Annotated in this window: 12 protein-coding genes; 7 read left to right on the top strand and 5 right to left on the bottom strand. The window is 41.3% G+C overall.

From position 1 onward, the window contains the following. Window position 1: 1 nt before the first annotated feature. The gene (locus ACSLBF_RS20725) at window positions 2–1,369 is read right to left on the bottom strand and encodes a sensor histidine kinase (RefSeq protein WP_440056533.1); all 1,368 of its coding nucleotides are present in this window, start codon (window positions 1,367–1,369) and stop codon (window positions 2–4) included. Between the two features lie 312 nt (window positions 1,370–1,681). Between ACSLBF_RS20725 and ACSLBF_RS20720 the strand changes: the two genes are divergently transcribed. The 3 genes from ACSLBF_RS20720 to ACSLBF_RS20710 all read left to right on the top strand — a co-directional run bounded on the left by ACSLBF_RS20720 (window position 1,682) and on the right by ACSLBF_RS20710 (window position 3,903). After that, a complete protein-coding gene (locus ACSLBF_RS20720) occupies window positions 1,682–1,903 on the top strand; it encodes an EF-hand domain-containing protein (RefSeq protein ID WP_440056532.1) in 222 nt (73 codons plus the stop codon). Between the two features lie 32 nt (window positions 1,904–1,935). Beyond that, the gene (locus tag ACSLBF_RS20715) at window positions 1,936–2,160 is read left to right on the top strand and encodes a crotonobetainyl-CoA--carnitine CoA-transferase (protein ID WP_440056531.1); all 225 of its coding nucleotides are present in this window, start codon (window positions 1,936–1,938) and stop codon (window positions 2,158–2,160) included. Window positions 2,161–2,760: 600 nt separating this feature from the next. After that, entirely contained in the window at window positions 2,761–3,903 is a 1,143-nt protein-coding gene (locus ACSLBF_RS20710; protein WP_440056530.1) for a S8 family serine peptidase, read from the top strand. A 48-nt stretch (window positions 3,904–3,951) separates the two neighbouring features. Here the strand turns inward: ACSLBF_RS20710 and ACSLBF_RS20705 are convergent, their stop codons facing one another. Both ACSLBF_RS20705 and ACSLBF_RS20700 read right to left on the bottom strand, forming a co-directional pair. Then, the gene (locus tag ACSLBF_RS20705; RefSeq protein WP_440056529.1) at window positions 3,952–5,298 is read right to left on the bottom strand and encodes a S8 family serine peptidase; all 1,347 of its coding nucleotides are present in this window, start codon (window positions 5,296–5,298) and stop codon (window positions 3,952–3,954) included. A 148-nt stretch (window positions 5,299–5,446) separates the two neighbouring features. After that, the gene (locus tag ACSLBF_RS20700) at window positions 5,447–6,571 is read right to left on the bottom strand and encodes a LamG-like jellyroll fold domain-containing protein (protein WP_440056528.1); all 1,125 of its coding nucleotides are present in this window, start codon (window positions 6,569–6,571) and stop codon (window positions 5,447–5,449) included. 559 nt (window positions 6,572–7,130) lie between these two features. Between ACSLBF_RS20700 and ACSLBF_RS20695 the strand changes: the two genes are divergently transcribed. Beyond that, a complete protein-coding gene (locus tag ACSLBF_RS20695; RefSeq protein ID WP_440056527.1) occupies window positions 7,131–8,342 on the top strand; it encodes a right-handed parallel beta-helix repeat-containing protein in 1,212 nt (403 codons plus the stop codon). A 111-nt stretch (window positions 8,343–8,453) separates the two neighbouring features. On the opposite strand, the gene ACSLBF_RS20690 is transcribed toward ACSLBF_RS20695, so the two are convergent. Continuing rightward, window positions 8,454–9,272, bottom strand: coding sequence for an ion transporter (locus tag ACSLBF_RS20690; protein WP_440056526.1), 819 nt, complete (start codon window positions 9,270–9,272; stop codon window positions 8,454–8,456). Between the two features lie 240 nt (window positions 9,273–9,512). Then, the gene (gene zapE / locus ACSLBF_RS20685; RefSeq protein ID WP_440056525.1) at window positions 9,513–10,580 is read right to left on the bottom strand and encodes a cell division protein ZapE; all 1,068 of its coding nucleotides are present in this window, start codon (window positions 10,578–10,580) and stop codon (window positions 9,513–9,515) included. 21 nt (window positions 10,581–10,601) lie between these two features. On the opposite strand from zapE, the gene ACSLBF_RS20680 reads away from it, so the two are divergent. From ACSLBF_RS20680 to ACSLBF_RS20670, 3 genes are read left to right on the top strand one after another with little or no spacing between them, the layout of a single operon-like run. Then, window positions 10,602–11,234 (top strand): Crp/Fnr family transcriptional regulator, encoded by a 633-nt coding sequence (locus ACSLBF_RS20680; RefSeq protein WP_440056524.1) that lies wholly within the window; start codon window positions 10,602–10,604, stop codon window positions 11,232–11,234. Between the two features lie 55 nt (window positions 11,235–11,289). After that, entirely contained in the window at window positions 11,290–11,937 is a 648-nt protein-coding gene (locus ACSLBF_RS20675) for a nitroreductase family protein (RefSeq protein ID WP_440056523.1), read from the top strand. After that, window positions 11,934–12,389, top strand: coding sequence for a DMT family transporter (locus ACSLBF_RS20670; protein ID WP_440056522.1), 456 nt, complete (start codon window positions 11,934–11,936; stop codon window positions 12,387–12,389). Before ACSLBF_RS20675 ends, ACSLBF_RS20670 begins: the two co-directional genes overlap by 4 nt. The last annotated feature ends 75 nt before the right edge of the window (window positions 12,390–12,464 follow it).

Here is a 12,464-nt window from a genome sequence, read left to right as displayed (position 1 = left end):
TCTAAATCTCCTTTGGAAAGCTAATCTCTATACACGCACCTGTTTTGACAGGCACCCAGCGCAATTTTCCTGCTAATTGGTTTACACACTCAGAAACAATCGCAAGGCCTAGTCCAGAGCTTTGGTGTGGTTTATCTTGCTCCTTCTCACAGCGGACAAATGGCTGAAAGAGTTGCTCTGGATTGTCGTGGACAATGCCTGAGCCATCATCCGATACCAACAAATTTATCGCCGCATTGTGTTCTTGCACACAAACGATGGCTTTGGTCTTGGCATATAGGATAGCGTTGTTGAGAAGTTGAATAAGGATCAACTTCAGTGGAAAATGGGGCAGGGGGATTGAAACATCAACCTCCCAGCAAATTTCGATGTTTGTACTGTTAATACGTTTGTGTAAATGCTGCTCAACTTCGAATTGGATAGTGCTCATGCACACTTTGTGGTTCATACACTCGGGGTGGCTTGCGGCACTGTAATTTAGTAATGCATCAATTTGTTGTAATAAAGTATCAACTGCTTGAGACATCAAGTTCACGATCCTACGCTGCTTACAGTTGATCCCACCTACAATTTCACCGTCTAGTAAGTTTACGCCTTCGTTTAATGACGCTAACGGAGTCTTAAGCTCATGCGTCACATGACGTAAAAATGTTTCTTTTTGCTGCTGGACTCGCTGCAATTCTGCGTTTAGCCAGTTGAGTCGCTCACCGAGCTGTTGCATCTCAAGGCTTCCTTCAAGCTTTATTGGTTTGGAGAAGTCACCTTTCCCAACAGCCGATATTGCCGAATCTACTTTACCAAGTGCAGAGCAAAGCCGGTTGATTAAAAATAAACTCAGGCCTATCAAGAGTGGATACAAAATGACTAGTCCTAACAGAAAAGCTTTTTGATCATTTGCGAAGCTCTCTTTGTGTTGGTTAAGTTGCAGCTCAAGTTGGTTTTTAAAGCTAGGAGCTAGCGTTAATAGTTGCTCAGATAAATGTGCAAGCTGCGATGCATTCGGCGCAGCGATGTCGCTGCGTTTTTGAAATTGTTGCCAATTTGCGACAAAGCTTGGGGAGGGAGCAAAAGCTAACTGTGCTATCTGGTCACGTGTTGTATGCCACTTTTCGTTGATACTCGTCGCGAGTTTATCATTTTGCAACAGCTCATTGTTTTTAGACGCCTTTTCCAAACTTTGCAGGTCGTGGATCAGCTGATTGTAATCAACAATAAGTTGCTGATTTTGTTGATAGGTTTCGTGTACTTCCTGCTGATTTAGTGACAAGGTATGGGCATACCATAAAGTAAGTAAGCACAGCGGAAATATACCCACTAATAAGGCGAATAAAACTTGTTTTTGTAGCGGTAAAAAAAACATGTTTTTCATATCCTAAATCTCACTTGTTATGTATTCGATTTATGCATTCCATGACTAGGTGTTGCAAAATAGCGACATCGTAATGTATTGATATTATTAACATTTAAATCTTCAGCGATCGCTTATGTAGCCATTTGGCAACATTATTACTTAATTCTGCCTGAATTATTTTCGATGATTTTTATTAACTCTATGTATTTATTGGCTTTTTATTTTTTGGCACTAAGTTTGATTAGTAAGAGGTGAGCAGCAAGAAACGCTGCAGCTTATTAGCTTCCAACTCAATGTTGAAATAACTTAATGAAATAAAGAGGAATAATTATGAAATCATTCACAATTCAACTATCAGTTTTAGCGTTTTCTCTATTGTCTATCACGGCTCAAGCAAGCTCTGCTTTTGCCGAATATGACGCTGATAAAGATGGCTACATTTCGCTTTCAGAGTCGAAGGTTAATCCAAAGCTAATGGCACAATTTGCAGATTTAGACACAGATGAAGATGGTCGTCTAAGTGAATCTGAGTTCGCTAAGTTTAACGGTTAATAGTAATTAATTCGATTGAAAAGGAGAATGGTATGAAAATCAGATATGTAGGTATTACAACAGTTTTAGCATTGGTCAGCACTTTAAGCTTTGCAGCTAGCGAGACCTTTATCGATTTGGACAAAAATGAGGACGGTAAAATTAGTCGAGTTGAAGCAGCGTCGTCTTCACAGCTGCTCGCTCGATTTGATGAGCTTGACACCAATAAAGATGGTGTTTTGAGTGAAAGTGAATTTGCGAAGTATAGCGATGAATAACCGCTAAAGTTCCTGTGGTGGCGTCGGATTAAAAAGGTGCCACTCCTTCCCAAGCCCTCTGTGTTGAGGGCTTTTTTACTCTACCGCAGTTGCCCACCTGACTTGCTATAAATACATGTTTATTGCTAATCGCTAGCTTCTTAGTTTCGGCGTTTAAAAAAAATACCTTTTAAACATAATAAAACCTCACTTTTAAAGATAATAACTGACCTCAGCTGCGGATAAGCGTTTTGAAAGTGTGAATATTTAAGAGCCCATGACACTTCTCGTACCAATGAAGAAATTTCATTCAATATTAAGGCGTTTTTACACGGTAATAGCTGGTTATTGCAAGTGAAAGCAACGAAGAGAGTGAATAAAATAGCATTATTGGGCAAATTCGCTTATCCGCAGCTGAGGTTAAATACTTATTCGTATGACTACAAAGCGCCGATTTACTTAACCGCTCAGCTGGGTTGTTCATAAAGCTTTATGCGGTTTTTAGAAAAACAAGGAATATTTTCTTCGTTATAACTTTGACAATTATGAATAGTTTACTAATTTTGTTATCGACCTGTTTAAAAGGTTAACAATTTGAATAATTATAATAGGAACAACAAGATGAAAAAAACTATTCTAACTTTGTCCATTCTCTCATCTCTAGGTATAGGAACCGCTCTTGCGGGTGATGCAACGTATCAAGGCGCACAAATGGATGCGGCAATTGCAAATACGTGCATCATTCGTTTCAATGACAATGTTTCTAAATTTGATGTAGAGGGCAAAGCTCGTGGAATGGTGGCTAAAGTGAACGCTCAAGCCAAACATATCTATAAAAACACGATTAAGGGAATGGCAGTCAACATGAACTGCGAAAAAGCACAAGCGGTGTTTGCTGGAAACACTGATATCATGCGTTTTACACCAGACGGTAAAGTGTATGCGAATCCAGCAATTGCTAAAGGTAAACCTGGTAATGGTGGCAGCGATCCGCAGCAAGTTCCTTGGGGAGTGACACGAGTTGGTGGTCCTGTTGATGGTAGCGGTTACACAGCGTGGGTTATTGATACCGGTATCGATTTAGACCATCAGGATTTAAATGTTGACGCCAGTCGTGGCTTCACTGCATTTTCCAGCGGTAGAAACGCAGGTATGGATGATGGCAATGGTCACGGCACCCATGTTGCGGGAACCATCGCTGCATTGAATAATGACATTGATGTTGTGGGAGTTGCTGCTGGCGCAACCGTTGTTCCAGTCAAAGTACTTGATGCGCGTGGATCTGGTAGTTGGTCTGGCGTGTTAGCTGGAGTTGATCATGTCGCTGTGAATGCAAGCCCTGGAGATTGCGCGAATATGAGCTTAGGTGGCGGCTTCAACCAAGAGTTGAATGATGCTGTGGAAAGCGCAGCACAACAATCCGGAGCATTTTTTGTGGTAGCCGCGGGCAACGAAAGCCAACATGCTGGAAATGTTTCTCCAGCGAGTGCCTCACATAATCGCGTTTACACTATTTCTGCATCGGATTCGAATGACAACTTTGCGAGCTTTTCTAACTATGGCAACCCTCCGGTAGATTATGCGGCTCCAGGTGTGGCAATCCTGTCTACCAGAAGCGGTGGTGGCACAACGACCATGTCTGGCACTTCTATGGCATCGCCAGCTGCTTGCGCCGTTATCATGATGCGTAACGGAAATCCAGCCACAGACGGTAAAGTGTCAGGTGACCCTGACGGAAACGCAGATAGCATCATCCACCTTTAATTAAAACAACCTGAGCATCTTACAAGGTGCTCAGGTTGCTCTAGTTTATCACCCGTCAATGATACCATTGCAGTTATTATCTACACCATCTCTACTCCAGCGACCTTTACTGTCATTCATATTCGGGTGAATATTGGCATTACTATCGTCACAGTCACCATCTTCAATACACACACCGTCATTATCATTGTCAGTACACTGCACCGGTGGCGGAGTAACTCCGGGTTGCCATTGTAATGCTGCGTGTGCATTGATTAGGCCTGCCCCCGATATTTTGTCCCAACCAGAGTCATAAAGATCAACAGCAGTTTGGGTAAGTGCTGTTTTAATCTCGTCTGGCGTTGTCGCTGTACCATTGCTTATTAACATCGCTGACAAGGCCGCGACATGTGGAGAGGCCATTGAGGTACCCTGAAAGAAGTAGTAGCCCCAGCTACCGTTAACACGGGTTTCTTGCAAAATCCCATCACCATAGCCATCACCATTTTGGTCAGCGCTGGTGTCTCCGCCTGGTGCAACAATATCTAACAGTGCTCCACGGTTGGAATAACGCGTTACTTGGTTGACTAAGTCCGTTGCACCAACAGAAATCACTGTTTTATAGCTTGCTGGGTAACTTATGTTTCTTTTGCTGGCGTCATTACCCGATGCCGCAACAACGGTCACTCCGTTATTGAAGGCGTAGTCTAACGCAGGATCAAGTATTGGATCAGAGGTAATGTTATATCTGGCGCTCACACCAAGGCTCATATTGATAACATGCGCCCCATTGTTGACTGCGTAATATATCCCGTCTGCAATTGCCGCCATACTGCCGGAGCCATTATCGTCAAGTACTTTTACTGGCATGATACATGCGCTGTGAGCCAAGCCCGCAACACCGGTATTGTTATTAGTAGCTTGAGCAACAGTGCCAGCCACATGTGTGCCATGTCCATCGCCATCTTCAGGATAACCGGTTGGATTGTAGACATCATAAGGGGCTATAACGCAGTTTATTCCATCCACAGGATTTGTTGCCAAACCTGTATCTAGCACGGCGACAATAGTGTTACCACCTGTCGTTATATCCCATGCATTATGAGCTTGAATATTTTGCCAATTCCATTGATACGTTGCAAAAGGGTCGTCAACGATAGCAAATGCGGTGACTTGCAAATTAACATGAGCAAATTTGCCTTTAGCACGTATGTTGCGAGTCGCAGACAGCTCATTACCGTTGCCTACACTTAATACCGTTAGGTCTGCATTTGGATAATAATGCACCACAGAAAATTGGATATCGGCCGCTTTACCTTTAACAACCAGTTCTCCAGACTTAAAAAGGGCATTACTGTGTGCGCTGAGTGGTAAGGCAAGCGCACAGGTTATTATAGAGGTTACAAAAACGCGCATCTCTATCACCTAAAATCGTGTATAGGTAAACTTAAGTATTGCGCTTATCTGAATAAAGTAAACGTTAAGTGCTAACTTCGGCTATTCGAATTTATTACAACGATATAATTGTCTGGTATAAAAATTTCGTCGGCTTTAGCTACACCAGCTATAAACCCCCTTTGGTTGCATTTTCACTGCATGTTCTGAGGTTCTCTTTTGCGTAATGCGCTCGCACCTCGTATTCGTCAATGGCATTGTGATAGAAGACTACTTCGCCAATAGCACCTTTAAATAACCCTGTTTTATAGGATGATCTACTGCCGATGCGAAACGGCATGGAGTTTGATAAAGAGCCTCGTCTGTCTGTTGGATCTAGCGTGGAGACATGTACACCATCTACATAGAAATTGGCGCCTGCTTGATTATCTCTATCGACAGAGACTGCGACATGATGCCATAAGTTGTCAGCAACAAAAGCGGATGAATTGTAAAAGGTGCAAGATGAATTTGCATTTTGACAGTACCAGTCGCCGTTCCCATCGGCTAGTTGCAGAGATAGGTAGCCATCATCTATATAAAGCGCATAACCTTGTACATTGCTTATTTGATTTTCAAAGCGTTTGTCCACAATTACATGTTGACCTAATCCAGATGACTTAATCCAAGTCATAATAGAAAAGTCTCCCTGGCTGACATTGAGGTTTGGTTCGTTTACTTCAACGAAATCGTCGTAACCATCAAGGCAGAACGCGAGGTTTTCCTGAGATTTGGCAAGCTTAATTGCCTGTTCTTGTTGCACTAGAACTTGCGACGAAGAAGATGTGACAGATTGCAGCTTGGTATTGAACACGGTATAAAGCAATCCTGCAAATACACAGCAAATCAATATAATAGCACCTAAAAAAAGTGATTTTTGTTGTGATTGCTGGGTATTAACGTCATATCTAACGGGAGAAATAAGCTGGTAGCCACGCCCTCGAACGGTTTTGACATGTTCTTGTGTATCAAGTTGTTGCAGTGATCTGCGAAGTATGCTGATCCGTTGCTTAACATTTTCGTTGCCCGTTATAATCCCTGACCAAACCTCGTGTTGCAGTTGTTCTGGACTTAAAGGTTCACTATTACGAGCGGCAAGTACACGAAGTAACTTAAAGGACAGGCTAGATAATTGTTGTTCGGCGCTACCATTGCTAATCTTCTCAGTTTTGACATCGGCATAAATTTGACCGAGCCAAAAGCCTCTAATTTCTTTTAGTTCATCCGTTTTATTTTCAGGTGCAAACTTATCCATAAAAGAGTTGGCAATGTAGTTTCTTATTTAGGTAATTTCAATATTACGTGTATTTGACCCGTAATTTCCAGTGCTTTTATTTAAATTTTAATTGTTATTATGCATATTTGAATGATTATTGCTCAGTTGCTGGAGTTTACTCTAAATGACTGGCATAAAATGTAATATTTGGTAACTTATCGCCTAAAAAATATTATTAATTGTTATCCTCTGGTTCTATCAACTTAATTACCAATCCTGCATTGAACTTCAACTCGAAGTTAACCTGTCCCAAAACCGCGAATCTATTGAGTTAGCAATACAGACCGATGGGCATTTTAAATTCTTCTGAGCGTTTAAAGTAGACAAGTCACAGGGGGAGAGAGAATAAAATAAGTATAAATATCAGTAAAATAAAAATCGTGAATTTGCTTTCACGAAAGCTTTACCTAGTTTTTCTGCCAATTTGTACGGAATATAGGAATATTCAAAAAATCATTATGATAGGACTACTTTTATTGCTTCTTAAGCGATGGTCTAGCATAACTCAATCTTGGATGGGCAGACATCAGAGGACCTTATGGAGAAACGTATCAATTTGTCGTTGGCTTGCAGTATCTTGTTGCTAGTCAATTCAACTATGGCTCAGTCGAGTGAACAGCTAAGTGCTTCTTCAGCGACGCAATGTGACCACGTAATACCAACTACGCAGTATCTAATAGATGGTGAACAACTAAACATTTTGGCTGGTGATACGGTTTGTTTAGCTGCAGGCAACAGGGGGCCGTTAAGGGTAAAAAATGTGGTAGGAACGACTTCTTCACCAATTACCATCCGCAATCAAAATGGCATCGTAACCTTTAAACCCTATGAATATAGTATTTCCATCCAATCTTCTAAATGGGTGCGACTAACTTCAATAGAAGTGGAAGGCGCTGCAAAATACGGGATCCGACTCGGAGGTACCCTAGGAGTTGGTGGGTTATCAGAGTACATTGAAATCGATCATATCGAAGTTTATCAGGCACGGTTCGCAGGCATGTTGATTAAGACCGATCCTACTTGTGAGCAGTCAACTTGGGCTGAAAACTTTACGATGCGTGGTGTAAACATTCATAACAACTATGTACATGATACCCAAACAGGCGAAGGATTTTATATTGGTTACACAGGCAAATACCGTACATTGAACTGTGATGGACAAGAAATCGTCGCGTATCCACATAAAATTGAAGATGTAAATATACATAATAATAGGTTGGAAAATATTGCTGCCGATGGCATCCAGCTCAATTCTGTCAAAGGTAAGGCAAAAATTAGTAATAACACTATCTATCGAACCGGAGTTAGCCCGTTTGACAAAAACTGGCAAAATACTGGCATACAGGTCGGTGGTGACGATGTTGAAGTGACTGGAAATTTGATTTACCGCAGTGGCGGAAATGGAATGATGCTTGACGGAGATGGGCTAAAAATCGAGGACAATCACATCATTTTTGCCGGTGAAAATGGTATTTTCTCCCGTAATCCTGCTCAGCAAAATGCCAATATCAGCGATGGTGTGGCACATAGTTATAAGCGAAACCTCATCATTCATCCAGCCAGCTATGGAATAAAGATCTATGCGATAAATACTCGGACAGCGCACGAAATTGTTGAAAACACTTTCGAAAATGATGGTGTGGTAGATGCTGCTGGTAGAGAAATGACGCTAAGCTATCTGAATAATCAGGTTATTAGATCAGAAGTCAATAATCATCACTACGTGACTAAAAAGCCGATATTAGATTAACAGAGATAAAAAAAACTATTGTAACGCAAAAGGACTGTGGATGAATGGAATTCTCTACAGTCCTTTTTTCGTGTTTAACACTTTCAATTTAAAGATTAAATCAAAATCGGTTTAGTTATTTTGACGCTTGTGTTGGTGCTGTTCTTTGATCAACTGTTTAAGTTCTTGGATCTCAGCATGTAAATCTTCTATGGTTGGTTTGTTTTTCGCTTGTTCTTTTTCCTGTCTCATTTTGGCATGCTCATCTTCCATAACGTTAACAACAATGCCAATTACCATATTCAAAAATGCGAAAGCCGTGAAGAAGATAAATGACAAATAGAATATCCAGGACATAGGATAAACTTCCATTGTCTCGTATTGGATGTCTGTCCAGTCTTCAAATGTCATAATTCTAAACAGTGTTAACATCGATATGGCGATATCTCCCCACAACTTAGGGTTGATATCTTTAAAGATAAAGCTGCCAATTGCTGCGTAAATATAGAAAATAATGAACATCAGCAATACGACATAGCCCAATTGGGGCAGAGCTTTTATCAACGAATTAATCAGAACCCTTAATTCGGGAACCACAGACACCATTCTTAGTACGCGGAATACTCTGACCAGTCGGGCTAGTAAAGCCATTTCACTGTCGTTGATTGGTACCAAACTAATCACGACGACTAACGTGTCGAAGATATTCCACCCTTTTTTAAAGAAGTTCCTCTTGTCATCGTCGGTAATAAAGCGCACGGATATTTCAAACAAAAAGAACAACGTAATGAAGACGTCTAGAATATGAGTCAAGGAAATAGCGCTATCAGGAAGTGCGAAAGTTTTGGCACCAATTTCTAACGCTGAAATAATAATGACTGTGACTACAGTTAACTCGAAAAACTTATTGTTTTTGAGTGTGTTTAGGTTTGTCTTGATATTATCGTACATGCTTCGCCAATAAAGTGTTTGTTACTAAGTAAAACCAGCGGATTATATCCTAGTTCTGTGTCATTGAAAGGAATAAATAGTTGGGAAGCTCTTACTTTAAATTTTGATTTAAAAACATTGTGTTATCACAATGTGGAAGGTAACGGGTTTTGATTAACTAGAATGGAAGTGTGTTAATATTTGAACACGTCGAATAAGCTACAACAATAGCCTTTGCTACACATTATGAGAACGCTGATGTTACCAGTTTTGCATTTCCGTTATTCGACTAATGGTACGTTGGAATGCGAAGGCCAGTTGCTCACCTTGATAAATATCTTCAATCTTTGCTGCTGCATTAATTATGAGTAATGTTTTTGCCTCATAGCATTCATCTACCAAGGCAATAAGGCGTCTCGCTTCATCATCGCCTTGTCGCTCGCTCAAGTTATTAGCTTGACGTATATAGCCCTCTTCAATACCTTGTGTACAAGCTTTTGTATCCGGTTTATTCGCCAGTATCGGAATGCTATTTATATAAATAACGCTAAAACGTTCAGTTAGGGCGATATAGTCTTCGACTGCTCTTGGGCTGGTGCAAAGTGATTCAAACTCAAAATAAGCTACGTTTGTTCCATAGCCTGAAAAAACCACAGGGCGATTGTTAAGTATTAATGTTTGTGGTGCGAGGGTGCCGCCGTTTTGTGCAAAATGTCGCTTGATTGCATCGTCGTCGTTGATAAAGTAATGGCGGTACTGCAAGTCTGCTGCAAAACGATGGTCGTGGTCGCCATCAACTGAAATTACTTGGCAATGCGCCAGTAGTAAAGCGATGGTTGGCGTAAACCTGTCTCTGTGAATTCCATTTTTGTATAGCGATTCGGGATGACAGTTAGACGTTGCGACCAAAGTGATACCTGCCGCAAACAGTGCTTCAAACAACCTTGCCATTATAATTGCATCGCCGATATCAGTGACAAAAAACTCGTCGAAACACAGCAAGGTTGTACGCTTAGCCCATTGCTTTGCGATATGTTCCAAAGGGTTCTTTACACCTTGAATCGAATTTAACTCAGCGTGTACTTTTTTCATAAAATGATGGAAATGGAGGCGAGTCTTTTTGCTAGTGGGTGCAAGGTGGAAAAACAAGTCCATTAGCATGGTTTTGCCCCGACCGACACGACCGTATAAATAGATTCCACGGCAGACAGGTTGTGTTGCTAGTGAGGCTAGCAAATCATCCAATGCTTGCACTGCGTATTGTTGTGCAAGGTCCTGTGACAATTCACCGTTAGATATCATTTTATTATAGTGATTGGAGATAGACATAAATACTTAGCAACCGACATAATGAGCAATAATATCATAAAGCTAGGTATCACAATGGACCGATTTGACAAGTTAAAAGCTACGCTGCAAAGCTATAGTCCAATTTCCGACCAAATATGGAGCGCATTTTCTAAGATACTCTCTTTAAAAACCTATCAAAAGGAGCAGTGGATTTATAAGGAAGGGGAGATCCCGTGCACTTTTGCGTTTGTCACTCGTGGCCTTGTTCGGTTGGTAAGCACCAATTCGGATGGTCAAGAATATAACAAACGGTTTTTTACTGAAGGGGAATTTCCCGGCGTGATGCATGCGTTGCATAGAAACGAACCTGCACGCCATGGCATTCAGGCGCTTGAAGATTGTGAACTAGTGTTGATTGACTTTAAACAGTATCGGGAGCTAATGCTCGAAAATATTGAACTGCTCAGGCTACAAGTACACTATCTTGAAAAAAATTGGTTACTTGAAAAAGACCAAAGAGAAATTTATCTGGTGCAGCAAGATGCAAGGCAACGATATTTAACGTTTTTAAAGGAGCAACCAGAATTGGCGAAGCGCGTACCACAATATCATTTGGCGTCACATTTAGCAGTGACAGCGACACAATTGAGTCGGGTGAGGAAACAATTAAAAAATGAGGGGATATTTACATAGGTAAATGAGTTAGCGTTTTGCGCTTGTTACTGTAGCTGCATCTTAACGAAGGAGAATGATGATGAAAGCAGAACAGTTAAAAGCGTTGTTACACTGGCGATATGCCGTACGTAAGTTTTCTAATAAAAAGGTCAGTCAAGCAACAGTTAACACATTACTCGAATTCACAGGGCTTGCACCTTCATCGTATGGCTTGCAGCCTTATAAAATTATTCAAATTACCGATCAGCATACGAAGCAGCAGCTACTTCCTCACTCTTATGGACAAGATAAAGTAGCTGAGAATAGTCATTTGCTAATTTTTGCAGCCGATATGTCTCCAATCGATAAACAAGTTGACGGTTACATGGATAAATTCAAGCGTCAAAGAGACTTACCTACGAAGACCTACGAAAACATGCAGTCGGGTATGACAGGTGTGCTCCTTAACTTATCAGAGCAGCAGAGGTTACAGTGGGCTTCAGAGCAGGCCTATATTGCACTTGGCACATTGTTAATTACAGCTGCTAGTTTAGGTATAGATGCCTGTCCCATGACGGGTTTCGATAACGCAGCTGTAGATAAAGCACTAGGACTCGAAAAACAACAACTGCGTAGTGTCATGCTATGTCCCCTTGGTATTCGCGATATCTCAGATAACAATGCTGATATGCCAAAAGTTCGCAAAACACTTTCCGAGCTGACCATGGAGCTATCATTGTGATTTTCTCATTGCTTGCGATTCTAGCTGGCGGCACGATAGCCCTACAAGCGAGTATAAATGCGCAGCTTGGCAGTATTCTTAAAAGCCCGCTGCTAGCGACAGCGGTGGTACTATTAGTCAGTGCTTGTAGCACCATGAGTGCGTTTTCTGTTTCTGATAATGCATTACCTGAAATGCAAATTCTCAAAACAACCCCGTGGTATTTATGGATAACCGGTGGGGTGTTAAGTGCGATAGGAATTAGCTTATGCTACTTCCTAATTCCAAAGATGGGGATTGGCAATATGATGGCCTATTACCTGTCTGGACAAATTGTAGTGGCTATGGTCATCGCTCACTTTGGCTGGTTTGGGTCTAACCATACACCCGTTACTTGGTTAAAAGCCGTGGGAGTAATCGCTATTATATGCGGGGTGATATTGGTTAACTTGAGCCAAAAAACAACTGTCTAACACCGATTACGATAAGGCTAGGCAGCAGTTACCAAAGTACTGCAGGCTACATGTATAACCTGTTGCATATACCAA

The organism is Pseudoalteromonas sp. T1lg65 (assembly GCF_051930985.1).
Classification (GTDB): domain Bacteria; phylum Pseudomonadota; class Gammaproteobacteria; order Enterobacterales; family Alteromonadaceae; genus Pseudoalteromonas.
The sequence above is the reverse complement of the archived record's forward strand: the minus strand, read 5'-3'. Positions and strand labels throughout refer to the sequence as shown.